Here is a 25,389-nt window from a genome sequence, read left to right on the forward strand (position 1 = left end):
ACAAACAGGATAGGAGGATAGCTATGGATGAGTATCTGGCGGGTCTGACGACGGAAGAGATTAACGAGAAAACATTGGCGATAGACGAGTGTACAACCGAACAAATGCTGCATCTCATGAATGAGCAGGACGCAAAGGTACCGCATGCGGTAGCAGCAGAAATACCGCAAATTGTGAAAGCGGTTGATACATTGCACCATGTTCTTAAAAACGGCGGCAGAATGTTTTACGTAGGGGCCGGATCTTCAGGCAGAATTGGCGTTCTCGACGCCTCTGAATGTCCGCCCACTTTCGGAACGGACCCTATGATAGTACAAGGACATATCGCTGGGGGAGACGTCGCACTGAGATGGGCTGTTGAAGGTTTTGAAGACAATGCAGAGGAGGGGATCGCTTTAATTGAAAGGTGTGGCGTGACAGACCAGGATGCTGTTATTGGAATTACGGCGAGTGGAAGCGCACAATTTGTCATATCTGCTTTGAAAAAAGCAGGTGAAATTGGAGCGGCCACGATTGGCGTAGTAAATAACAAAAACTCCAAATTGGAGAACGTCTGCAACGTCTGCATTTCACCTGTAGTAGGGCCGGAAGTCATTATGGGATCGACCCGATTGAAAGCGGGTACAGCACAGAAGCTGGTTCTTAATATGCTTACGACTTGTACGATGGTGAAGCTTGGAAAGACGTACAATAATCTTATGGTGGACTTGAAGGCAAGCAATATTAAATTGCGTGATCGTTCCGTTCGCATTATTAAGACAGCTACTGGCGTAGATTCGGATACCGCTATTTCCTATTTAGAAAGCGCTTCCATGAGTTGTAAATTAGCGATTATGATGATCAAAACCGGTTTGGATGCAGCAGCGGCAAAGCAAGCATTGGATCAATGCGACGGCAGTTTGAAAAAGGCAATAGGCACCTTTATCAAAGCTGTATAAAAACATTCGATATCCTTGGGGAGGCTTGTATCAATGAAAAGAAACATGCGTGTATTGGCATCCATCTTAGCTTTAACCTTGGCTTTATCCTCGTTAACGGCATGCGGAAGCTCAAATAACGAAGCGAAGCCGTCAGATTCAGGCTCTAACGTAAGCGCGGATGCAAAGGACACGATTACCGCTTTGCTCCCGCCGGTTTCTGGTAAGTTCCAAGACAAATTCAAGCAATTGGAGAAGGAATTTAATGAATTATATCCGAACTTGACGTTGAATATCGAACCAGCCAGTTGGGAAGATATGACGCAGAAGTTGGATACGCAAGTGAATGCGGGCAGCCCGCCGGATATTGCGTTTATCCCATCTGGAGGAATTCCGAAATATATCCAGCAAGGGATGCTCCTCGATATTACAGATACGGCAACGCCGGAAATGGTAGCAGATTATGATAAAGTTCCGCTTGAATACATGAAAAACGGCAATGGGCTATACGGCTTCCCGGCTTATATGGAAGTTCACGCGCTGGGCGGGAACAAGCAGTTCTTAGAGGAAGCAGGAATCGATTGGAAGAAAGTGCAAAAAGATGGCTGGACAATTGACGAATTCCGTGAAGCAATCAAAAAAGGCGTCGTTAAGGAAGGCGACAAAACGTCCCGTTACGGGTTTGTATTCGCGACGGCTGGCGTTGCTTCCAAAGACTATTTGAATATTTTGCTCAAAAATGCAGGCATGCCTGCACAGTTCAATACAGATTTGAAATATGCGTACACGAGCAAAAACTTCCTTGAAGTGCTCAAAGATATTCGGGCGCTCATTGATGATGGTTCCATGCCGAAAGAGCTTAGCTCTGTCGATGCAGGGAAACGCTGGAATATGTTCCTTACCGGCCAAACGATGATTACAGGTAAAGGCCTGGCTACTTTTGAGAACAACGCCAACGAGAATAATGAAAAGATTAAGGCGAAGGACGGCAGTGAAGTAAAAGGAAGTATTCCAGTTGATTATATCGTATTGCCTGTCCCTACTTTCCTAGGCGAAAAACAACAAGCGAGTGTCGCGGTTGATGGATATGTAACGTTCCGTGGAACGAAGGAACCGACGGCTGAACACAAAGCAAATGTTGTAAAAGCAGCTTACTTCTTAGCTAGCGGCAACGTTGCGGCAACGACCAACAATGATCTCTTTGCTGCGCATATTACCGAATCCGGTAGAAAAGCGGCAGAAACCATGCCATTAAGCAGAAATGAAGACAATAAAGCAGCTGTTGAAACCTTGCTCCAGCAAGCAACGCCTGCACGTCCGGATATCCCGACGGATTTGGGTGCAAAAGCGATCAAAATGGAAGATGAAGTTATCGTGCCAAAGCTTCAGGCATTAATCGCTGGCGAAATTACGCCTGAAGCGATGTATGAAACCGTTAAATCTGCAGCTGTGAAAGCTTTCGGTGAAGATGGAGTTGTGAAAGAGTAGATGTTTGCTTCGGATAGTCGTATGCACGTTCATGCGACTATCCGAAAATGTATGTGACACTGAGTATTGAAAGGGGTTTCGCAATATGACCCAATTAGCTAAACCGTTAAAGAAACGGAGAATTAAAGGTGATGGAGGTTGGGGATATGCGTTTATCGCAGTTGCCTTAGTTGTATTCGCGGTGTTTACTGCATATCCGGTCGTCAGTGCTTTTATTATCAGTTTTCAGGACTACAAACCGCTCGGTTCCACCTTTGTTGGATTTGACAATTATATTGATTCCTTTAAAGACTCTTTGTTCTGGAAATCATTGGTAAATACGGTTGTGTATACGATTCTAACGGTTCCCGTTGCTTTGATTATTTCATTTGGCGTGGCTATACTCATTTTGCCGTTGAATAAGAAGCTGCAGACCACGTTCAAGGCAATCTATTACTTGCCGGCCGTTGCGTCAGGCGTTGCATTATCTGTCGTATGGCTTTGGATTTTCGATCCGATGCCAACCGGCATTCTCAACCAGGTACTTGGCTTTTTCGGCATAAACAACCAGAACTGGCTCGGATCAAGCTCTACGTCTATGTTCTCATTGGTTCTTATGTCCTGGCTATCCAGTCATGGCACGAGCATTATTATTTATTTGGCGGCACTGCTTGGTATTGATGATAGTTATTATGAGGCAGCGGAATTGGATGGAGCTTCATTTATTAAGAAGATGTGGTACATCGTTATTCCTTGTCTGAAACCAACGACGTTATTTCTGTTAGTAACTGGTGTCATCGGTTCTTTCCAAGTGTTCCAGAACGCTTACCTGATGACGGGCGGCGGTCCGGACAACGCGACTACAATGGTGGGTTTGCTAATTTTTAATAACGCTTTCAAATACTTTGAATTCGGTAAAGCTGCGGCACAATCCCTGGTTTTGGCCTTGATTATTGGTGTAATCTCATTGGTTCAATTTAAATTTTTGGGCAAAGACGTGGAATATTGAGGAAGGGAGAGAAACCGACGATGTCACTCTATAACGATCACACCGGACATGTGGCAGCGAAATATATTAGAAATGCTGTCATTATTATCATACTTTTGCTTTTTGCTTTGGCAACGATCTTCCCTATCTATTTTATGATTATTTCCTCCTTTGGGGATCCCGTCGAAGCCGGGGCGATGAGCTACTCGCTCATTCCGACCAAGATATCTTTGGAATCGTACAAATTCTTCTTTGAATATAGCGAATATTCATTGCGCTGGCTCTTAAACTCATTGTTTGTGGCGAGTGTAGTCACGGTTTCGAATGTGTTCTTTGCGAGCATGGCCGGATACGCATTCTCCAAAATTCGATTTAAGGGCAGAACGGCGCTGTTTACGTTGTTGTTGATCGCGATGATGATTCCGTATCAGGTTACTCAAGTGCCGTTGTACATTCTGATTGTGAACATATTCCAAATTCAGAATACGTATAGCGCATTGATTTTGCCGGGTCTCGTTACCGTATATAATATTTTTCTTGCTAAACAGTTCATGAGCAGCATTCCTACTGAAGTTCTGGAATGTGCGAAGATCGAGGGCTGCAATCAGTTTCAAGTATATTTCAGAATCATTCTGCCGTTATCCAAGACCGTTCTGGCCGTGATGGCGATTCTTACATTCATGGATAGCTGGAATACGTTCTTCTGGCCATTCTTGGTAACGAATACGATGGATATGCAGACGATTCAAGTAGGTCTTAAAAACTTTAGATTCGCTAACACGACTTATTTTGCGCCGATGATGGCAGGTGCGACTATCTCTGCTTTGCCTATGTTTATTCTCTTCTTCAGCTTGCAAAAGTATTTCCTGAAGGGCGTAACCGTAGGTGCGGTAAAAGGCTAACACACCCTGCGCATCTAACCTTGCGCCTTCATCGTTGCGATACAGGTTTATGTCCGGCATACATGTGGGAGGTGTCACATCATCATGCTCGTTGCTTGGGATCGGCAGTATATGGATGAGGTCATTGCTGTATGGAACGAAGAAGCCGTGCAAGAAGGATACAAAGAGCTAACGGCAAAAAGCTTCGAAAATATTTTTTTGTCGAGTCCTTATTTTGACAGGGATAATACGTTTATCTTACTGGAATCCGACCAGGTTAGAGGGTTTGCCTGCGGGTGTACAGGAGATGACCTGCCTCTCGGGGACGCGGCCGGATATATCACCTGTATTGTGTTAGCCCATGACTGGAAAACCAACGATAACTACACGATGATGTTAGATGCTATAGAGCGTCGCTTTCAAGCATTGGGTAAAAAGCAAGCAGATATGTTGTTTTTTAACCCGATGATGTTGCCTTGGTATATACCGGGTACCCCGAAGCATGAGCATAATAACGCGCCAGGTGTGCCGTTAAATAGTATGTTATATAAATTTCTGCTCAGTCAGGGGTATATAGAGCGCGCAAAAGAATGTGCCATGTATTTGAACCTGGCTTCCTTCGCCATTCCGGAAGACATAAGAGCCAAGGAGGAAAAAGCGGCTGCTGACGGTTACCGGGTGGAACTGTTCGACCGGGTCAAACACTACGGCGTAGATGAAATGCTGCGCGGATTGGATAATCCTCTGTGGAAGAGGGAAATCGGGCAAGCTGCTTCAGACGGTGTGCCTGTGGTGATTGCGGCCCATCAAGGCAAGGTCGTCGGGTTTGCCGGTCCGGTCATTCGACAGGAGAACGGGCGCGGCTATTTCTCTGGTATCGGCGTAAGCCCTGCTCATGAGGGGCATGGTCTGGGAACGATTCTATTCTTTACACTATGTGAGGCATTTCGGCGTATTGGAACCGAGTATATGTCCCTTTATACCGGAAGCACGAATCCTGCAATGCGTATCTATGAGAAGGCTGGCTTTCAAACCGTAAAACAATTTTCCGTCATGAGAAAGGAGTTTTAGTTATGAGCGAGCAAAAAGTTACGATTTTAGCCATCGGTGGTCATGTGGGAGATATGGAGCTGACAGCAGGCGGAGTGTTGGCAAGCCATTCTCTTAAAGGAGACCGTATTGTAACATTAGCGCTGACAGCAGGTGAGCGTGGGGTTCCCGCGGGCAGAGATATGGCGGAGTACCGCGAGCAGAAGGTGAACGAGGCCAAAGGGTTTGCAGAGATGCTGGGCGGCGAAGCCATCGTATTCGACATACCGGATGGAGAACTGCAGGATAGCGAAGAGATGCGTCTGAAAGTGTGTGATGTCATTCGCCAAGTACGTCCCAATATCATTATCACCCATTTCAAGAACAGCATGCACAAGGATCATATGACGACACACCGCATCGTCAATGACGCACGCTTTTTTGCCGGCTTAGCTTCGTTCCAACGGGAGCTTCCTGCGTTCTTCGCTTCCAGACTCTATTATGCGGAGAACTGGGAGGACGCAGTTGACTACAAGCCTTATGTTTATGTAGATTTCTCCAGAGAAGCCTATGATCTGTGGGTTAAGGCAGTGTCCTTGCACTGGTTCGTGACAGGCAGCGCTTCCTTCCCTTATCTGGAATACTACAAGCATTTAGTTCGAGTTCGCGGCATTGAAGCAAGAAAGGAATATGCGGAAACCTTCATGGTTCCAGAAGAAAGCATGCGTGTGCTTAAAACTGAATTATAACAACAAATGACTGTAACTACGCATCGTTACAGTCATTTTGCAAATCGCAAACGAATGATGGGAGGCAGCTATGATCCGAAACGGTATTGATTGTATTGGACAGTATACTCATCTGTTCAAAGGAAAACGATTAGGGCTGATTACGGCACCGACCGGATTGAACGATGACTTTGTAGCTACGATCCAAATTATGCATGAGAATTTCAACTTGGTCGCTCTATTTTCGCCAGAACATGGCGTACGCGGCGATCAAGCTGCAGGAGCTCAGGTAGATACTTATTTGGACCCTATTACGGGGGTGCCAGTGTATAGCTTGTATCGTAAGGATTCCAAACGATTAAGTCCAGACATGCTGGATGAAGTAGATATGGTCGTATACGATATTCAGGATGTGGGGGTCCGGTATTATACCTTTATTTACACGATGTTGTACGCATTGGAAGACTGTGCTACAGCGGGGAAGGAATTCGTCGTATTGGACCGGCTCAATCCATTGGATGGGGTGACGGTAGAAGGAAATATATTAAAGCCGGGGTATCAATCTTTTGTCGGCAATTATCCGCTATGTGTGCGTTACGGTCTGACGGCCGGCGAGGTGGCGACGATGGCGAACGAGCAGATGAATTGGAATTGCAAGCTGCATGTGGTGCGTTGCGACGGTTGGGAGCGGAAGATGCAATTCCCCGATACCGGGCGTCCATGGGTAATGCCCTCCTTGGGAATTCCGCGGTTCGACACGGCATTGTTGTATTCAGGCACCTGCTTATTCGAGGGCACCAACATTTCTGAAGGCAGAGGAACGACAGCTCCCTTTGAAATCATCGGGGCCCCATTTATCAATGCTGAGAAACTAGCGGATGAAATGAACAGTCAGAAGCTGCCCGGGGTCATATTCCGCCCCGTTTATTTCAAGCCTTCTTTTTCTAAGTTTCAGGGAGAACAATGCAGTGGCGTGCAACTTCATGTGATCGATAACCGTTCGTTTCAGCCTTTGGAAACAGGGGTCATGCTGATGTATGCCATCAAGCGTAACTATGAATTGTTTACCTTTTTGCCGCCGCTAAAGGAGAATTCCAGACCTTTTATTGATTTGTTATGCGGAGATAAGCTATATCGGAATGAATCCGTAGATGTTCCGGCTTTGTTGGAGCAATTCCGTGAAGAGAGTCGGGAGTTTGCTCGCATGAAGCAACAATATCATCTATATGAATAGTTCGTGTTCCAATGAGCCGCACAGGGTAGAGGAAGGATGTGAGCCTATGTTGAGATATGTGGCAGGACTGGATGGCGGCGGCACGAAAACCGCCGTAACCGTGGCGGACGAGAAGGGAGTGGCCGTGCACGCCTTTACATCCGGCGCGATTAACTATAATGGGCAGGACGAGGCCAGTATCCGAGGCAGCTTGCGGGAAATATTCGAAACGATAGCCAAGGTATGCGGGGGATTGGATCGTTGCGCTCAAGTCTGCATCGGTGCGGCTGGTGTTAGCAATCCAACGGTCATTACCCGCCTGGAAGCGAGTGTCCGAGCATGCGGGTATCAAGGAGGATTATTCATTACGGGCGATCAGGAAACGGCGCTGTGCGGCGCGCATGATAGCGAATACGGTATTATTCTCATTGCGGGGACCGGGTCTATCTGTTATGGCAAAAATGAATCCGGCCGTTCTCATCGCACTGGCGGTTGTGGTCACCTCATTGATGATGAGGGCAGCGGTTACAGTATCGGTCGGGAACTCATTTCAGCTTTGGTGCGCGCGCATGACAGGCGTATACCCGCAACAGCAATCACTGGAATGGTGTATGAGCAGCTTCAATTGGAATCGGTTCAGCAGATTATTGGTTTTGTGTATGACAAACGCACCAATAAAAAGGACATTGCGGCTTTGGCTCCGATCCTGTCACACGCTTGCGCACTCGGTGATGAAGCGGCTCTGTCGATTGCGAAAAAAAGCGCTTGTTCCTTGTTCGAACTGGTAGTTCCAGTTGTAGAGAAGCTGTCACTGCAGGCTGGAACCCTTGCGATGGCAGGAAGCGTTCTGCTCAACAACACCTATGTGCAGACTGCTTTTGCAGACATGCTGATACAGCGCTATCCGGACCTGAAGTGCATAACTGCCAAAAAAGATGCATCGCACGGTGCGGTTCTAATGGCATTGGCAAAGCTCGCTGCCCGCTCATAGACATTTCATCTGGCGATCCTGTTGGTTGCATAGCCGTCCGCATTTCGATAACGGAACAAGTAATTGAATGTTTAAAGCGAAAATTATCGATTCCCCATTCGAAATAAAAGGATCTGGACAAGCTTGATCCCATTTTGATACATGAACAAATTCAGAATTTTGCTAAATTATTGGATAAATTCCAATAGTTGAGACAAAAAAGGGCCGTATTCCCACCAAAGGAATCATGACCCTTTTTTCTGTATACAAGGCAAGTCGTTGCCAGTACACTAATAAATATTATTGAGCTACGGAGTTACTATTCGAGTGACAAATAAATTGATCGTATACAAAATATATTATATGGAGGAAGCCTATGTTTAGTCATAAGATAAATGATGATATTCAATTGAAGATACTTGAAAAGCGATATGCTGACAGAGTAGAGATCAGGGCAGCTGTATTAAATTCGAAGAGCAGGGCAATCCCTGAAAGACTCCATTTTGTTAAAGGTACAGTCAGACGAGCTGAATGGCTCTATAATCATTATGTTGATCATGTTGTCTACGGGATGTTGAAGGACGATTGGAATGCGAATTTAGCAGGCAACCCTGTGAAGTGCGAAGAAAGAGAGGAGAATATATGAAAAGCAGGAATTCTATTAAAAATCTTCTTTTACAGATTAAGCAAGAACAGTACAAGGTTCCTAAAGAAATATCCGCATTCGAATTGGCATTAGAGATGATGACTCAAATCGGAACCGTTGATGCTGAGCTTCGAGATAAGCTCATCTATTCCACGCTGTGTAAATGGTTTGAAAATAATGAATTTACACCAGAGCAAATGCGAAGTTTATTACAGATTAGCCTTAGTGATAGTCACCTTTTTTGCGGGATAGGCGAGACGGAGACGGATACAGTTTTTACTCGTTCTTTCTCTGTATTAATCGTGCCACTGGCCGTATATGCCCATAAACAATCCAACTATTTAACTGAAAATGAAATCAGTTATATGAAAGAAAGATTGATTCTATATGTAGAGCTTGAGAATGATTTAAGAGGGTATGTGACTGGGAAGGGCTGGGCTCATGCCATTGCACATGCTGCCGACGGTTTGAATTCTATTTCAACCTTACCATCTCTCAATCATGTTGATCTTCTCGATATCCTGCATATCATACAGAACAAAATATGTATAGACAAATACTTATATATTAATGAAGAAGATGAAAGAATGGTCACTGTCGTGAAAACTATTATAAATCGTGAAATAATTGAAGAAGATATATGTATTGAATGGATAAACAGTCTAGGTTTGATAAATAAGAATGGAAAGTTTCCCGAAGATGATATTTTAAAAGGAAATACGAAATGTTTATTAAGAAGTCTGTACTTCAGATTATTTGATCAAAGTAAATTCAATAAGTATACTGATGCAATCATAAAATCTTTAAGCACATTATAATACGGCTGTGCGGCTCCTACGGAGTCTAGGTGTGCAGCAAGCCGCTAAATGAGCGGTTTCCAACAAGCATTTCCCTTGCTTTGCAAGGGTTTTTCGTCGTTCCCGCACCTTCGGTTGTTAATGAGAATAATTATCATTTATAATGGTTATTGAAGCAGCGGGAATTGAACCGGAGAGGGTTGAATGGACACGATGATCGAAAATGACCATATATTGCTGTGGAATCATGCTTCCATTACGGTGCTGGATGTGCGCCATATGATGATGAGAACGGGCGAAGCCTTACGTTCTTACAGGCTGCCGGCCAGTGTGTTTCTGCTCGCGACGCGCGGCGGCGCCCAAGTGCGGCTGGACGGCATGGAATATATCATAAAGCGATTTCAAGTGATGCACAGCGGCAAAGGGGCATACCTGGACATTTTCCTGATAGAAGAAGAATTTGAATATTATATGATTTTCTATAAAGCACAGATTCCGCTTCCAAGACGTCAGGACATGGTGAGCCTAATGGAGAGGAACAGTCCGTTTCATATGCAATACAGTTTTTTACCGAACTACCCGATTTCACTTTTTCACAAAGTTAAATTAATGGATCAGGAATGGAGACAGTCAGGGCCGCTGGAGCGGTTCCAGGTGAAATCGTTGTTTTTTCAATTCGTCTGCAGTATATTGCAGCAGCTTCATAGACAAGGGATTGATATGAAAGAGCCGGATCTTGCTGCTCAAGCGATCATGTACATCCAGGAGCATTATTCGGAGACGATCACTTTAGAGTCGCTTGCAGAAAGCCTGAACTACAGCGTTCCGCATTTATCGGCTTTGTTCAAAAAGAGTACCGGATACAGCCCGATCGAGTATTTGATTCGGATACGGATCGATATGGCGGCAAGCCTGTTGGTGGAAACGGATGCGACCTTGCGCGAAATTGCTGAAAGCGTGGGATATAAGGATCCTTATTATTTTGGCCGGCTTTTCAAAAAGTACAGGGGGATTTCGCCTGCCCGGTTTAGAGCCAGGGAATCGGGGCAGCGCAAAGCAGAAGATAATCCCTCTACAACCATTCGATCCTCCATTGTTGTCCGAAGATTTCGGCGTTATATTGATGATGATAATCGTTATCAATATGAGAGAGTGGGAGATATACCGATGTACAGACAATCCAAGTCAACTGCTGCGGCAACATTATTGCTTTGCCTCGCATTGCTGCTCAACGCTTGCTCTGGGGGCGCTTCGAACACGAGCACGTCAACCGGGGGGGAGCGATCGCCCTCAAATTCGGTGTCGGCACCGCAAAGTTCGGCCCAATCCAATTCCGGCCAGACTTCCGATAACCTGCAAACCAAAGTGGTATCGACGATTAACGGTGAAATAGACATCCCGGTTAATCCCAAGCGCATTGTAGCGGATCAATATTTAGGCAGTTTCATTGCGCTCGGCATCACTCCGATTGGAACGCCTGGACTGCACCGGAAAAATCCGTATTTCGCCGAAGCTCTCAAGGACGTGGAGGATATTGGCGATGTGAATGGCTCTTTGGAAAAGGTGATCGAGTTGCAGCCGGATCTGATAGTGACTGGGGCAACACCCGACCAGAGCAGATATGAGCAATTATCCATAATCGCCCCTACTGTATCTGTTCCCTATGGCGAATTGAAGAACGCGCATGAAGAGTTGACCTACTTCGGCAAGCTGCTGGGCAAAGAAAAGGAAGCGGAAGCCTGGCTTGCCGAATACGATCGCCGTATTGCCGCTGCAAGAGAAAGTGTAGGTGAAGCAGTACCGTCCGACGCGACGTTTTCTATCTTTGAGTTGACGAACAAGTCGACCTATGTTTACGGCGACAATTTCGGACGGGGCGGACAAGCCGTATACCAGGCGCTGGGCTTCAAACCGCCTGCCCATATCGCGGCGGAAATTTTTGATAAGCAGTGGGCGGAGTTGTCCAATGAGTTATTGCCGCGATATGCCGGCGACTATATCATCCTGACGTCTAACGACCGCACCTTGGAGGATATTAAAGCCGACCCGATCTGGGCTACGCTTGATGCGGTCAAAAACAATCGCGTGTACGTATGGAAAGAGGAACGTTCTTGGTACTTTGATCCGATTGCGGTTCTGTCGCAGACGGAGGAAATCGCTGCTTGGCTGACGGGACAGCACTAAATATGTGTACGTGTTCAACATGGTCATGGATAGAATAACTGCTTATCCATTCGAAGCTTCCGGCCACTCTCCCTTTCGATCAGTAACAACGATTCGCGCATGTTCAGGCGCCAAGCGGTGTGAACTAACGGTGATGTTGCTGTATCGTCTGAGAAGCAATGTTACCAGAGACACGCACACCAAAGTTAACCCCAGCAACGAAAGGGATGCCTTTCTGAACAAGAGGGAGAGTGGAGAGAAGTACTTGGCAGCGTATATTAATTGATACTAAAATTGCTGAAAGACCTGCAATTAATCGTTTTCCAGAAGAAGTATATCGAAGGGATGATTTCCGAACCGATCTGGCGCGATCTGCCGGCCGTCAAAAAAGGCAACGTTTATTTTATTAGCGGTGCCCTCGGCATCTCCACGGATCCATGGGCCAGGGAGAAATTAATCGAGGATTTGCCGGGCATTTTGCGTAAATGAGAATGATTCGGAATAGCTGATTTGGTGCGCAAAATCAGAATGGATTTCATTACCTTATGAAATCCATTCTGTTGTCTGAAATATGATACCTTTCGAGTTCATTGAAAATTACAATTCGAATTTAAGCCTGTTAAGAAATCTCTTGGAAACCTGAGAAGCGTGCTTCTCTTCAGGCAGCACCCATCCGTAATAAATGGGCTCGGTATTTGGTGATTCCAGCTCTAAGGGAATAATATGCGGTCCATCGCTTTTAAACGAATAATCAAGTCCAATGGTAAGCGCTAACCCTTCTGTGACCGCATTTTGGATAGCCTGCGTATTGTTGCTGATAAAAAGAATGTCAACGTCCCCATATGTAGAAATAAACTGTGTCATGAATTCACGAATGTGCTCATCATCATACAAAACTAACGTTTGCCCCACTAATTTTTCTGGCGTTATCGTTTTCTCCAGCAAAAGAGGCGACTGTTTATTTACCCCGACGACTATTTTCCCTTCCAGCAATCGTTCAAAGGATAGAGAATGATGTTTTTCTATTAGATTTTCGGATAGAGCGATTAACCCGATATCAATTTTGTCGTGCTTCATTAGATCTAATATTTCCTTAGGCCCCTTTTCGAATATTTCGATTTTGACATTGGGAAAATCCCGCTTGAAATTCGATACGACGCCCACCAGCAAATGCATGGGCCCGGGTATCGTGGCTATTCTTAATTGTCCGCTTAAGGTATTGCTATATGATTGGGCTTCTTCTCTGAGCTCATTTATTTTCAATAATACTTCACTGGCCTTGCTGATGATAGCCTTGCCCTCCGGCGTCGGGACAGCTCCCAAGCCGCGCGAGCGGTTGAATAAACTTAACGCTAACTCCGATTCGAGCAAGGATATCGATTGGCTAATCGCCGAGAGGGTGACATGGGAATTTTGCGCAGCCTTCGTTAGAGAACCGGTTTTTGCCACTTCAACGATGTATTCCAATTGTTCAAGATTCATGTGCTCACACCTCCTCTTAAGTATTTCTTAACTATAATTTAATATATATAAATTTTAGTTAATAGAAAGCGATGCTACAATAAGAACATAAAAGAATATTTGCTGTCAGTGATTATACTCACTATAGAACAAAAAACTGAGAAATGTAAGATAAGGGAGGAACAAGAGATGACATCAATTAAAAGAGTTGCCGTCATTACGGGTGGAGCCAGCGGGATCGGAAGACATACGGCTTTAAAATTTGCGAGTAAAGGCGATCGAGTCGTTGTCGCAGATTTTAACGAAGAAACAGGAAATGAAATCGTCGAGTTGATTAAGGCGGAGGGCGGGGAAGCGATCTTCGTCAAAACGGATGTATCCAAACTTGAAGATGTAGAAGCGTTAGTGGAAAAAGCGGTAGAGACATTTGGAAGAATTGACATCATGTTTAATAATGCCGGGATAGGACGTGTAACGCCTGTTTTGGATCAAAATTTGAATGATTATCATAGCGTAGTTAATGTGAATCAACATGGAGTGGCCTACGGAATTATTGCAGCAGGCCGAAAAATGAGAGAATTGGGCATTAAAGGCGTCATAATTAATACAGCATCTGTGTTTGGATTTTTGGCGTCACCTGGAACCTTTGCCTACCATGCAACAAAAGGGGCCGTTATTATGATGACCAAATCAGCAGCACTCGAGTTAGTTGCCTATGGAATTCGTGTTGTGGCAGTTGCGCCAGGAGCAGTAGATACGCCAATTATTCAAGGATACAAGGATAATGGTTTAGTAGATTCGATGAAAGCCAAGGTCATGGGCAATAAATTGACCCAACCTGAACAAGTAGCAGATACCGTGTATTTGATTTCATTAGAAGAAGCAAGCGCTATCAATGGCAGTGTTGTGATGGCTGATGAAGGATATGCTTCTTTCAAGTAATTATTGATCGGAATGAATATGATAGAAAACTCAGGCTGGAATCCGGCTTGAGTTTTTTTATATTTGCGCAAAAACTGGGAAATATATATTTAGTGAAACTTTTTATAAACTCCATACGTCGATAGGCCTGAGAAATTAAAACAAACACACTAAGGAGAGTGCACAGAATGAAAAAACATAACTTCGTTCTTATGTTGATAATCATATTAAGCTTGGTGCTTAGTGCCTGTTCCAGTAACAAGGAAACACCGATTGAAGCAACGCTGCCTGCGAAAGAAATGGCCGACCAGATGATTGCACAAGTGGAGCAACCCGCGTTAATAGAACTGCAAGCGGATATGGTGAAGGAGTTATACCATCTAGACCCTGCTTTGCTTGAAGAATATACCATTAGAACCCCGATGATGAACGTGAAGACCAACGAAATCGCTATCTTGAAAGTCAAAGATGCGAAAGATATCCCTGCTATCGAAACCGCTATTAAACAACGCGCGTCAGAAGTGCAAAAGCAATTCGAAACGTACCTGCCTGACCAATACGAGAATGCCAAAGACTATAAGCTTGTCACGAAAGGCAACTACGTGCTATTCGTTATTTCCGAAAATGCCGACGAACTTGTAAAAACATACGATAGCTTCTTTGATCAAAAATAACCGTCTATGCTATTCAGCAGCCTACTTTTTCTATTCTTGTTCTTGCCGGCCGTCCTTGCTCTTTATTACTGTTCGCCATGGCGAATTAAAAATCTCATCTTATTCTTAACCAGCCTCATCTTTTATGCATGGGGCGAACCCGTTTACATTGTAATTATGTTGCTGTCCACCATTACGGATTACAGCTTCGGCCTACTACTCAGTAGGCCAAAGTTGAACACTATTCAACGCAAGTGGATTGTCGTGTTCTCCGTTGTCGTTAACCTAGGGTTATTATCGTATTTCAAATACGCGGATTTTCTTATTCTGAATGTGAATGAACTGCTTGGAACGCACATCTCTTTAACGGAACTACCGCTCCCTATCGGAATATCGTTCTACACGTTTCAATCCATGTCCTACATTATAGACGTGTATAGAGGAACCGCAAAAGCACAGCGAAATTGGATTGACTTCGGTACCTTCGTCGCCTTGTTTCCGCAATTAGTAGCAGGTCCAATTGTTCAATACAACACCCTCGCAGAGCAATTGCGTAAGCGTTCGGTGAATATCGAGAAATTTGCGGAAGGGGTCAGGCGGTTCATTATTGGGCTTGCGAAAAAGGTGCTTCTTGCCAACAATATTGGACTGCTCTGGCACACCATATCGAGCTCCAATCTGGATTCGATGCCTGCTTTAACCGCTTGGCTTGGCATCATCGCCTTTGCTTTTCAAATCTACTTCGACTTTAGCGGCTATTCCGATATGGCCATCGGTCTCGGTCTTATGTTCGGGTTCGAATTTAACGAGAACTTCAACCAGCCTTATATCGCGCAGAGCATTACCGACTTCTGGCGAAGATGGCATATTTCTCTTAGCAGTTGGTTTCGCGATTACGTCTACATCCCGCTTGGCGGTAATCGCCGGGGACTAGGCATTCAATTGCGCAATATTCTCATCGTGTGGTTGCTTACAGGAATTTGGCATGGAGCAAGCTGGAATTTCTTCTTGTGGGGGTTGTACTTCGGCGTTATTCTCATTATTGAAAAATGGTGGGGATTAAAGCTGCTGAATCGCCTACCGCGCTGGGTAAGGCACCTTTATGCGCTCTTGCTTATTCTCATTGGATGGGTGTTGTTCGCCTTTGACCAACTTCCTATGGTGCTCCGATATTTGCAAGCAATGGTGGGATTCAATCACCAACCACTGTGGGATAACAGTACTCTATATTTCACTTACACGAACGCGATTCTGATCCTCGTGTTGATTATTGCCTCTTTGCCAATGAAGCAGTCACGGAGCAAAAACACTAGGTCGCTTCTGCCTCTCGTTTGGCATGGCGTGCTATTCTTCCTATCCGTCGCCTACTTGGTAGACGCGACATTTAACCCATTCTTATATTTCCGGTTCTAACCATTAAGGAGGTTGTAGATTATGAAGCAGAGGGCAGATCGATTATTGGTAGTAGGATTTGTCGTAACGCTGTTTCTCATGTCTCTAACCTTTCTCTTACTGCCTGCTCAACGTTTCTCCGATCTAGAAAACCGATATTTACAGAGCGCCCCGCATCTGTCATGGGACAACCTTTTGTCCAAAAAGTATGCCCAAGAGGCCGAGAGCTTCGTGACAGATCAGTTTCCTTTTCGTGCCAAGTGGGTATGGGTGAAATCCGCTGTTGAGCAATTACGGCTGCAACAAGAGAATAACGGGATTTATAAGGGGAGAGATGGCTATTTGTTCGAAAAGTTCGTAGCGCCAGATTATTCAAAAATTCAGCAATATACAGAGGCTGTAAAACAATTTGCCAGCAACCACCCAGAAGCGAACACCACCTTCATGCTTGCACCTACATCGGTTGGCATTTACCCTGAACGTCTGCCATGGCTAGCTCCAATTTACTCTCAAGCTAAGGTCAATCAATATATTGCTGAATACGTACAGGGTAGCGTATCGTTTATTAACGGTTTTGATTTCCTGAGCCCGCATGCTTCAGAACCGATTTACTATCGGACCGATCATCATTGGACGACGAACGGCGCCTACTTGGCTTACGTAGCCTATGCTGAGAAAATGGGCTGGCAGCCTATGTCCAAGAAGGAATTCCATATTCAAACCGTGAGCGATTCGTTCCTAGGAAGCTACCATACCCGGAGTCAATTCAATGGCATAACCCCAGATTCCATTCAAGTTTACACCCCCATTAAACCCGTATCGACCGAGATGTATATCGCAGATACAGGTGAAACGTTTATGAGCATGTACGATGCCAGCTTTTTAGAGAAGAAGGATCAATACTCCTATTTCTTAGGCGGGGTCCATGCCCTTATGAAGCTCACAAGCAAGCTTGATCCGCAAGATGTCAAACAAGAGAAGTTGTTAGTCATAAAGGACTCCTACGCTCATAGCGTAATTCCTTTCCTAACACTAAACGTACCAGAAATTCAAGTTATCGACATCCGTTATTATAACGGTAGCATCAGCGACTATATGTCCGAGAATGGAATTAAGAACGTGCTGTTACTCTTTAATACAGCCACTTTTATCGACAATGCCGCACTCTTGAAATTGAATAAATAGAGATAAGAATATCCGTTATGGCCATCCCGTACAAAATTTATAAAACAAATGAATATCCCTTGAGAAAAACAGGAAAAGGATTTATAATGCTTTTAATGACTATGAATCGAATTATTGGTCAATAAAAAAGGAGGGGGATTAATGCCTAAGATCGTCAGTGAACGCGAAAAAGAGATGGTGAGAGAAGCCATGCATATAAAAGGAATTGAGCTGATTCGTAAAAAAGGGGTGAAGCGGGTCACGGTTGAGGATATCACAATTGCGGCTAATATCGGTAAAGGCTCCTTTTACTCTTACTATAACTCCAAAGAAGAGCTGCTCTATACGATCATAAAAAAGTGTGAGAGCAATATGTTCGAGCGAGTGGAAGCCATGTTGTCCGAAAAAGCAGAAGTAAAGGAAAAATTAATAAAGGCATTAAAGGAAATCTATCTGGCGGAGGACAGCATTGTTTTTTACGTTGCTCCATCGGATATTGAGTATCTGCTTCGCAAGCTTCCTGCTGCAGCTGCGGACTGGGAAGCAAGGAAATCAAACGACTATTTCAGCAGGACTTTATCGCTTTGCGGAATTGATGAATCTGATTGCGACTTTGATGTGCTTGCCTATTTAATGAATGCGCTCCATTTTATTGGGGCGGCCGATACCCCTTCCGGGGAACAAGGAAAAAAGAAGGCCTTGGATATTCTCGTCCATTCCATTGCCGGTTACATGGCGGGAGGAGCAAAGCAATGAGAGATCGCAATTATTCGGTACACTCAGGGACGGAGATGCTTTTTCCGCACTGGAATTGCCAGCGAAGGTCAGCGTCAAATTGTGAAATTTCTGATGGAATCATTCGATCTGTCATCACTGGGCACAGAATATGAAATACCTGTCTTTTATATCCAGGGTGAAAGAGACTGGCAAACACCCTATCCATTAGCAAAACAATTTTTTCCGAAAATAGCAGCGCCGCTCAAGCTATTTTATTCGATTCCAGATGCGGGACACATTCCGATGATAGACCAGAAGGAGAAATTCAACGAGGCGTTATTTGATATTTTGGAGCAGATAAATAATTAGGCTAACTTCAAACCATATTCGTAGTTTGCTCTGTATCGAATGGAAAAGGAAGCGCCCTAGATAATTCTGTCTCTAGGGTGCTTCATTGGTTCACATTACAATATGTGTTACCTATGGACCTTGATTTATTTCGATGTTGAAGACGGCAGCCAGCGGGTTAATGCCCAGAAGAGGAGCGCGAAGGCACTGACCGCGGCACCCAGCAGGCACACTCCGGTCCAGCCGGCAAATGCGTACATGTTGGTCGATGCGATCGAGCCGGCGGCACTGCCGATGGAATAGAAGATCATGTAACCTGCGGTAAGGCGGCTCTGTGCCTCAGGCCGTACCGCATAGATCATACTCTGGTTAGTCACATGCACGGCTTGCACTGCTAGGTCAAGGATAATGACACCAATAATCAAAGCGGATAGCGATTGTTCGGTATAACCGATGAGCAGCCATGATGCCAGCAGCAGCGTCAGGGCAACGCCGGTGGTCCGCTGTCCTAACCCTCGATCGGCGAGGCGGCCTGCCCGGGCCGCCGCCAATGCTCCGGCAACGCCTGCGAGACCAAACGCTCCGATCTCGGTATGCGATAGCGATAGCGGCGGCGAGCTGAGAGGCAGCACCAGCGAAGTCCACAATATGCTGAATGCGGTAAAAATCAGCAGAGCGAGCACGGCGCGGATGCGCAGGGTTCGCTCTTGCGCAAATAGCATAAGAACTGAGCGCAGCAGTTGTGGATAGGACAGAGACGTTCGATCAGGTTCATGATGCGGAAGCACACGGAACAACGCGCTGGCCATTATAAGAGTCAACACCGCAGAGACGAGATAGACCGAACGCCAACCCGCGAGATCGGTCAATATGCCGGCAACGGTTCGCGCCAGCAGGATGCCGATTACCACTCCGCTTGTCACCACCCCGACTATCCGCCCGCGCTCGGCCGGAGCCGCTAAAGATGCCGCGAACGCTACAAGCGTCTGCGTCACTACTGCAAGCAGTCCGACCGCAGCCATGCCTATGAGCAGCATCGTGCTGTTGGCGGCGGTGCCAACCACAATAAGAGCCAACACAGACAGCAGCATTTGACCGGCGATGAGCCGCCGCCGATTCAGAAGATCGCCGAGCGGCACCAGCAGCAGCAGTCCCAGCGCATAACATATCTGCGTGATGGTAATGACAATGCCAACGGATGAATGGCCGATACCGAACTCACTTGCTAAAGTGTCGAGCAGCGGTTGCGCGAAGTAGATGTTGGCGACAGCCAGCCCGCAGGCGGTTGCAAACAACAGTGCCACATAACGCGGCATTGAAGAGACGGTTGCCTTTTCTTCAAGCTTCCCCATTTTTACACACTCCCCCCTATCAATTCGTTATTTATATACCGATAAGTATAATATACTGAACGGTACATAATGTTTGTAGGTAAATTTAACTTGAAAAACCGGTCATGTCAAGAAGTTATTTGCAAGTCAGTATAGGGAAATACCGTTTTCTATAAGAGGATTAATAAACGAAAAGGAATACCCATAAGTTGACAACGTATCCTTTAAAGAATAAAATCATAACATACTGAACGATATGAAAAGAGGGGTTGTCATGGTTCGGCCAAGGGAATTTGATGAGGAAAAGGCATTAGACGCAGCTATGCAAATTTTTTGGGAGAAGGGGTTCGATGCGACTTCACTAACCGATCTGACGACCGCAATGGGCATTCAGCGGCCAAGCATTTATTCAGCCTTCGGAGACAAAAAAGAATTATTCGAAGCCGCGCTGCGAAAATATACGCGCTTCCACGCTTCTTATGTTCGAGCTAAACTTCAAACCAGTCCATCTGTAAAAGAATCATTCCGCGCTTTTTTTGAAGGTATGGTGTCAGAGCAATATGAAGTAGGTTGCAACCGGGGATGCTTTTGCCTCAATACGATGGTGGAGCTTGCACCCCATGATGAGAAATTTGAAATCCTTACAAGGGAACATCAGATGTATCTTGCGGCCATATTTCAAGAGACGATTGAAAGAGGTATCCGATCAGGTGAGCTTGAAGAGGGGAAGAACGCAAAAACGTTAGCGCAGACACTAGTTGTGTCATTAATCGGACTTACCGTGATGATGAAATCCCGTCCAGAACGATCATTTGTCGATAATTCTGTGGCGGTCATACTTACATTGCTTGAGTAGTCATCACCATTAAGTATACTGAGGGGTGCGCATTGACTCAAAATCCTGAGACGTTAACACATTCAATCATTTCTTTAAAAAAGATATCGATAAGTATACATATAATGATGAGTCCGTTCAATCGCTGCATGAGTACATTTGTTGCCGAAATATATATAAATATTTCTAGAAACAGAAGAGGAGTATCTATATTTTACCGAGCAATGCAAGACGGTTGCCGTGCGGATGTATAACCAGACGGGACCCAATCCAGATACATATGGATTACCTGAAGGACATCAAAACGTTTGGGAAAATGGTTTATAAGTGTGTCCGAGAAGTTAAACCTTAAAGGTGGGGATTTTATGCTGTCAAGAAAAGAAGAACAGAGCCTAAGCAAGTTTATGAGTAAAATACTTCGTCACACCCCTCACGAATTCGGCTTATCCTTAGATCATCACGGATATTGCAGGATTGAAGATTTGCTTCATGCGATCCGAAGTGAACAGAGATGGATCAGCGTGGAACAAGAGGATATTAAATTAGTCGTGAACCATTGCGATAAACAACGTTACGAGATTATGGGCGAACATATTCGCGCTAAATACGGTCATAGCTCTGAGCGTTTGAACTATAAAGCTTTGCAGCCTCCCGAAGTTTTATATCATGGGACGAATAGTAAAGCAGCGGACCGTATATTTACCGAAGGGATCAAACCTATGGGCAGAAAGTATGTTCATTTATCAGAAAAGCTGGACTTCGCTATCATTGCCGGTAAAAGAAGAGGCGAGTTAGTGATCATTCAGGTTGATACGAGCAAGGCGTTGTTGGATGGAGTCGAATTTTATTTTGCTGAAAATGGGGTGTGGTTAGCTGATTATGTAGCGCCCCAATATTTGGCGTTATATGAGTAGTTTTTCACTTCACTCCATTCTCCCTATCATTCAGAATGGGAGGGTGAGCGGAAACGCCGACAGATTTCAGCCTTTGATGTTCAAGAAAAATGAAGAATTAGACTGAGATAGCGGCGAGGCTGACACCCCGAGGAGTAGATGTATCGTTTGGCATTATTGAAAGTAACCCAGATAGGAAGCAGGTGTAGTACAATGATAGATTTGGATAAATTAGCCGAGATATTTGCTAGTGGTTCCTGTGATATAGAAGGTACCTACCGTTTAGTCATCCAGCCGAAAAGTATATTGCGTGACTTTAGGACCGTAAAGCATGGATTTCTTTTTATCATTCGTGGAGAAGCTAAAATGTGTGTGAACGGAACTGCCTACGAATTACTTCCAGGATCAGTATTTCATGCGGCTCCAGGCATGCAAATGGACTCCCAAGTTATAGGACAATCAGAGTTCGAGTACTATTCACTTTTTTATCGATTGGACAAGTTAGGTGATGAAAATAGAGGTCATGAATGCGACTCTCATTTCAAGCTTGAACCGGGAGCAAATCCGAGAGTGATAGAATTACTGATCATGCTCCATCAGAATGCCCATACACTTGGAGGGATTGGGAAACTTCGCGTCAAGGAATTATTCTTAAGCATCGTGCATCAAGTTCTGGTGGGTTGCAGGTATCGGGAGAGTGGCAGTTTTCCAAGTAAAAGGGTGATAGAGGAGGCCATTGCATACATTAACGGGCATTATATGAATCCGTTGACACTCGACGAGTTAGCTGAGTTGCATGCAATGAGTCCCAAACGCTTCTCATACTTCTTTCATAAATATACGGGGTTCCGTCCCATCGACTATGTCATTAATTATCGTATGGAAAGAGCGAGTGAATTACTTAAAGCAGGCCATTTTCCCATCCGCGATATTGCTGTCAGTGTCGGTTATGCCAATCAGCTATATTTCAGTAGAGTATTTAAAAAGAAATTCGGTGTGTCTCCCTCCGCATACACACATAAAATAGATAATCATACATAACCACACAGCAAGCCTGGATTAGATAATCATACATATAGCATTCGCGATTTGTGTATTTTCATTTTTTTTAGTCCTTGCTACACTTATATTGATAATGAGAATCATTACTAATATTTCTGGGGTCGCATTATGATCACCGGGCGCTTGATGCCATGGAGAGGCGTTGGTGCTGGATGTTCAATCGGTTAGCTTCGCCTTTTTGAGCATGTACTGATCGGAATATTTCCTAGGCGCAAAACTATTTTATTATATAGGGAGGTTAGTAGAATTGACTACAAATAGACAATTATGTATTGGATTATCCTTATCCGCAACTTGGATGAAAGGAGTCGGCTGGCGGCACCCAGACAGCAATGTGGAAAAAATGGAGTCAATTGACTATTACATTGATTTGGCAAAAATGGCGGAGAAGGCAAAGCTCGATTTTCTTTTCAAGGCGGATTATCTTTATGTTAGCCCGCAGATGCTGGGCGATTCCGCTAATTTTGGCAGCCCAGACCCTACAATGATGTTTGCGGCGATTGCTCGTGAAACCGAGCGGATTGGACTGGTTACAACTGTTTCCACTACTTTTAATCCACCGTATGTTGTTGCAAGGCAGCTTCAGTCGTTGCATTGGCTCAGCAACGGACGTGCTGGCTGGAATATCGTAACTTCAATAGAAGGCGCAGAAAATTTCGGTGATTCACCTATGCCTTCACCGCAAGAAAGATATGCGAAAGCAATGGAATTTACGGATGTCGTACGCAAGCTATGGGATAGCTTCCCGAATGAAGCAATTGTGATTGACCGTGAGTCAGGCATCTTTTCTGATACGGATAAGGTTTCCTCCATTTATCATTCAGGTGAGTTTTTCAGTGTCCGGGGACCGCTTACTTTGCCTGCCCATAAATCGGGATCCATCCCGTTATTTCAAGCAGGCGCTTCAGATATAGGACGAAATTTCGCCTCTTCAGTAGCGGATGCTATTTTTGCAGCGATGCCGGACCTTGAGTCGGGAGTGGAATTACGAAATGATCTGAGAAGAAGGGCCAAGGAACATGGACGCAATCCGGACGCAATCAGAGTTTTGCCTGGATTATATTTTTTCTTGGCTGAAACTCGCGAGGAAGCGCATGAATTACATAAGGCTGCACACGCACATTTGAGTGTGGAGCGCAGACATGCATCGCTCCAATCAGTGCTGGGCCTTGATTTAAGCAGCTTTGCTTTGGATCATCGCGTAACTGCCGATATGCTCCCCGATCCGAATCAGCCAGTCCGCAGTCGGACACATGCTGAGCTGTTGCGCCGATATATTACAAACTATCAGCCTACAGTAGAAGAGGTATTGGCAAGGCCGGAGGTCGTCGGATCTGCTCACTGGGTTTCTGTTGGAACGGTTGAGGACGTGTCGAACGATATTATTGAGCGATTTAAGGCTGGAGCGATTGACGGATTTATAGCTCTTCCAGGCGGCTCAGAACAATCGATGGAAATATTTTTTGAAAAACTGATGCCGCAGCTGGTTGAAAGAGGATTGTTCAGAAGCGAATATGCAGGCTCGACTTTGAGTGCACATTTGGGTATTTAACATCTGATACTTATTAAAACATAGGACAGCCCTTCTAAGCTGAAAGCTTGGAGGGGCTGCCCAGTTTGTTTAAATAGGAAGCCGATGTTATCACCATAAAATTGTTGATTCGATGATGCCGCAATTAGATAATTATACATATAGTATTCGTGATTTGTGTATTTGCATTTGTTTCAGTCCTTGCCACCCTATATAATGCCAAGTTAATCGATTATGGGGTAGGTCAGAGGCTCTGGTATGTTGTACTACCGTCGTCAGCCGACGCTCCATACGAGATTGAGGCAATTAACGGCGAAGGGACGAAAGTTGCCAGCAGATCGTTTGATGATTCGCGCGATCTTGCCAGTGTTCTCATGTCTAAGTAGCAGGGCGGCATTAAACGAACGAAGAACGATAACTCAATGAAACAGCGGTAGTCTAGGACTTTATTTTCCCATCCAAGGCTGCCGCTGTTTCTATTATTGTGGTTAGTCTAATACTTGTTTTACGAAGTCTGACGGTTTTGTAATTCGAAAAGCCGTGTAGGATCAACATAGCTAGTCTAATGTAGTGTAGTGCTTAGAAAATTTAATTTAGCCCATTACTGTAAATTGGAGGCTTCTTTATTTCCAATTTACAGTGTAATGGGCTATTTATGTTTTATTTAAGGCAGAAGACATCATCATCAGCTAACTCATCTGCCTGGCGTTCGTAATCCTCTAAATTAGCCGGGATCTTTAATCTTACTTTATCGCCATCAAGGATTACTCCCATTTTGCGGATTACTCATATTAATATAAGCTATAGAATGAATTACGTCATTATTACTGGTTACTAATTCTTCTCCTTTGGGTATGCTTATTAAGTAAAAAGTATAGTAAAGACTAAATATTTCGTTCCTCATACTCAAAGGGTTCTTCACAAGAGTAAATCTCATGGAAAAATCCCATATACGGGATATCGTCTTCCATGCACTTGATGAGATACGACAGCTCCTCATCACACTCAGGCTCTTCACCATTATCACGCATATCCTTGAATCGCTCTACAATATTTTCCATGAGGGTTACTTTGATAAATAGAGGCAACTTATCCAACATCGAATCTTCGATCTTGGTCTCGGTCTCGGATCTGTATCCCTCGAGGACTATTTTAAAATAATCATCCATAAACTTTTTACGTTTGCCGGCATCTGGTTCAAATTGTATCCAGCCCACTGCGCCTCTCCAGAGATCTGCCAGGTCATACATATACCAACCGAAACATGAATTATCGAAATCAT

At 44.8% G+C, this 25,389-nt stretch carries 23 protein-coding genes and 2 pseudogenes; 22 read left to right on the top strand and 3 right to left on the bottom strand.

Annotated elements, in window-relative coordinates; translation table 11 throughout:
- Window positions 1-23: 23 nt before the first annotated feature.
- The 12 genes and pseudogenes from murQ to A372_RS0105885 all read left to right on the top strand — a co-directional run bounded on the left by murQ (window position 24) and on the right by A372_RS0105885 (window position 12,288).
- Window positions 24-938, top strand: a complete 915-nt coding sequence (murQ, locus tag A372_RS0105830; protein ID WP_019419890.1) for an N-acetylmuramic acid 6-phosphate etherase — start codon at window positions 24-26, stop codon at window positions 936-938.
- A 33-nt stretch (window positions 939-971) separates the two neighbouring features.
- Window positions 972-2,405 (top strand): ABC transporter substrate-binding protein, encoded by a 1,434-nt coding sequence (locus A372_RS0105835; protein WP_019419891.1) that lies wholly within the window; start codon window positions 972-974, stop codon window positions 2,403-2,405.
- Between the two features lie 85 nt (window positions 2,406-2,490).
- Window positions 2,491-3,393 carry a carbohydrate ABC transporter permease gene (locus A372_RS0105840; RefSeq protein WP_019419892.1) on the top strand — a complete coding sequence of 301 codons (903 nt, stop codon included), beginning with the start codon at window positions 2,491-2,493 and terminating at the stop codon, window positions 3,391-3,393.
- 20 nt (window positions 3,394-3,413) lie between these two features.
- Window positions 3,414-4,274 (top strand): carbohydrate ABC transporter permease, encoded by an 861-nt coding sequence (locus tag A372_RS0105845; protein WP_019419893.1) that lies wholly within the window; start codon window positions 3,414-3,416, stop codon window positions 4,272-4,274.
- Between the two features lie 84 nt (window positions 4,275-4,358).
- Complete coding sequence (locus tag A372_RS0105850; RefSeq protein ID WP_019419894.1) at window positions 4,359-5,324, top strand: GNAT family N-acetyltransferase; 966 nt, start codon at window positions 4,359-4,361, stop codon at window positions 5,322-5,324.
- A gap of 2 nt (window positions 5,325-5,326) precedes the next feature.
- Complete coding sequence (locus tag A372_RS0105855) at window positions 5,327-6,031, top strand: PIG-L deacetylase family protein (RefSeq protein WP_019419895.1); 705 nt, start codon at window positions 5,327-5,329, stop codon at window positions 6,029-6,031.
- A 70-nt stretch (window positions 6,032-6,101) separates the two neighbouring features.
- Window positions 6,102-7,244 carry an exo-beta-N-acetylmuramidase NamZ family protein gene (locus A372_RS0105860; protein ID WP_019419896.1) on the top strand — a complete coding sequence of 381 codons (1,143 nt, stop codon included), beginning with the start codon at window positions 6,102-6,104 and terminating at the stop codon, window positions 7,242-7,244.
- A gap of 49 nt (window positions 7,245-7,293) precedes the next feature.
- The gene (locus tag A372_RS0105865) at window positions 7,294-8,214 is read left to right on the top strand and encodes an N-acetylglucosamine kinase (protein ID WP_026010920.1); all 921 of its coding nucleotides are present in this window, start codon (window positions 7,294-7,296) and stop codon (window positions 8,212-8,214) included.
- Window positions 8,215-8,629: 415 nt separating this feature from the next.
- A pseudogene (locus A372_RS0105870) lies at window positions 8,630-8,839 on the top strand (GNAT family N-acetyltransferase); the annotation flags it as partial.
- Window positions 8,836-9,657 carry a DUF2785 domain-containing protein gene (locus A372_RS0105875; protein WP_019419899.1) on the top strand — a complete coding sequence of 274 codons (822 nt, stop codon included), beginning with the start codon at window positions 8,836-8,838 and terminating at the stop codon, window positions 9,655-9,657. The pseudogene A372_RS0105870 and the gene A372_RS0105875, both read left to right, overlap by 4 nt.
- Window positions 9,658-9,840: 183 nt before the next feature.
- The gene (locus tag A372_RS0105880; RefSeq protein WP_019419900.1) at window positions 9,841-11,820 is read left to right on the top strand and encodes an AraC family transcriptional regulator; all 1,980 of its coding nucleotides are present in this window, start codon (window positions 9,841-9,843) and stop codon (window positions 11,818-11,820) included.
- Window positions 11,821-12,081: 261 nt separating this feature from the next.
- Entirely contained in the window at window positions 12,082-12,288 is a 207-nt protein-coding gene (locus A372_RS0105885; protein ID WP_019419901.1) for a hypothetical protein, read from the top strand.
- Window positions 12,289-12,396: 108 nt separating this feature from the next.
- Here A372_RS0105885 and A372_RS0105890 read toward each other — a convergent pair whose 3' ends face one another.
- Complete coding sequence (locus A372_RS0105890) at window positions 12,397-13,281, bottom strand: LysR family transcriptional regulator (protein WP_019419902.1); 885 nt, start codon at window positions 13,279-13,281, stop codon at window positions 12,397-12,399.
- Between the two features lie 168 nt (window positions 13,282-13,449).
- On the opposite strand from A372_RS0105890, the gene A372_RS0105895 reads away from it, so the two are divergent.
- The 6 genes from A372_RS0105895 to A372_RS0105920 all read left to right on the top strand — a co-directional run bounded on the left by A372_RS0105895 (window position 13,450) and on the right by A372_RS0105920 (window position 18,476).
- Window positions 13,450-14,202: an SDR family NAD(P)-dependent oxidoreductase gene (locus A372_RS0105895; protein WP_019419903.1), complete on the top strand. Its 753-nt coding sequence runs from the start codon at window positions 13,450-13,452 to the stop codon at window positions 14,200-14,202.
- A 167-nt stretch (window positions 14,203-14,369) separates the two neighbouring features.
- Complete coding sequence (locus A372_RS0105900) at window positions 14,370-14,855, top strand: DUF4358 domain-containing protein (protein ID WP_019419904.1); 486 nt, start codon at window positions 14,370-14,372, stop codon at window positions 14,853-14,855.
- Window positions 14,856-14,861: 6 nt separating this feature from the next.
- Complete coding sequence (locus A372_RS0105905; RefSeq protein WP_026010921.1) at window positions 14,862-16,247, top strand: MBOAT family O-acyltransferase; 1,386 nt, start codon at window positions 14,862-14,864, stop codon at window positions 16,245-16,247.
- A 21-nt stretch (window positions 16,248-16,268) separates the two neighbouring features.
- The gene (locus A372_RS0105910; protein WP_019419906.1) at window positions 16,269-17,411 is read left to right on the top strand and encodes a DHHW family protein; all 1,143 of its coding nucleotides are present in this window, start codon (window positions 16,269-16,271) and stop codon (window positions 17,409-17,411) included.
- A gap of 141 nt (window positions 17,412-17,552) precedes the next feature.
- Window positions 17,553-18,146, top strand: coding sequence for a TetR/AcrR family transcriptional regulator (locus tag A372_RS0105915; RefSeq protein ID WP_019419907.1), 594 nt, complete (start codon window positions 17,553-17,555; stop codon window positions 18,144-18,146).
- A gap of 93 nt (window positions 18,147-18,239) precedes the next feature.
- Window positions 18,240-18,476 carry an alpha/beta fold hydrolase gene (locus A372_RS0105920; RefSeq protein ID WP_192813591.1) on the top strand — a complete coding sequence of 79 codons (237 nt, stop codon included), beginning with the start codon at window positions 18,240-18,242 and terminating at the stop codon, window positions 18,474-18,476.
- Between the two features lie 125 nt (window positions 18,477-18,601).
- Here A372_RS0105920 and A372_RS0105925 read toward each other — a convergent pair whose 3' ends face one another.
- Window positions 18,602-19,807, bottom strand: coding sequence for an MFS transporter (locus A372_RS0105925; protein WP_019419909.1), 1,206 nt, complete (start codon window positions 19,805-19,807; stop codon window positions 18,602-18,604).
- Window positions 19,808-20,060: 253 nt separating this feature from the next.
- Here A372_RS0105925 and A372_RS0105930 point away from each other — a divergent pair, with 253 nt between their 5' ends.
- The 4 genes from A372_RS0105930 to A372_RS0105945 all read left to right on the top strand — a co-directional run bounded on the left by A372_RS0105930 (window position 20,061) and on the right by A372_RS0105945 (window position 24,128).
- Window positions 20,061-20,642 (top strand): TetR/AcrR family transcriptional regulator, encoded by a 582-nt coding sequence (locus A372_RS0105930; protein ID WP_019419910.1) that lies wholly within the window; start codon window positions 20,061-20,063, stop codon window positions 20,640-20,642.
- Window positions 20,643-20,986: 344 nt separating this feature from the next.
- On the top strand, window positions 20,987-21,535 hold the full coding sequence (locus A372_RS0105935) for an RNA 2'-phosphotransferase (protein WP_019419911.1): 549 nt from the start codon (window positions 20,987-20,989) through the stop codon (window positions 21,533-21,535).
- A 192-nt stretch (window positions 21,536-21,727) separates the two neighbouring features.
- On the top strand, window positions 21,728-22,555 hold the full coding sequence (locus A372_RS0105940; protein ID WP_019419912.1) for an AraC family transcriptional regulator: 828 nt from the start codon (window positions 21,728-21,730) through the stop codon (window positions 22,553-22,555).
- A gap of 268 nt (window positions 22,556-22,823) precedes the next feature.
- Window positions 22,824-24,128, top strand: a complete 1,305-nt coding sequence (locus A372_RS0105945; protein ID WP_019419913.1) for an NtaA/DmoA family FMN-dependent monooxygenase — start codon at window positions 22,824-22,826, stop codon at window positions 24,126-24,128.
- Window positions 24,129-24,991: 863 nt separating this feature from the next.
- Here A372_RS0105945 and A372_RS0105955 read toward each other — a convergent pair.
- A pseudogene (locus tag A372_RS0105955) lies at window positions 24,992-25,389 on the bottom strand (phosphotransferase enzyme family protein); the annotation flags it as partial.

It is taken from the genome of Paenibacillus sp. OSY-SE (genome assembly GCF_000283315.1).
Taxonomy (GTDB): Bacteria; Bacillota; Bacilli; order Paenibacillales; family Paenibacillaceae; genus Paenibacillus_B; species Paenibacillus_B profundus.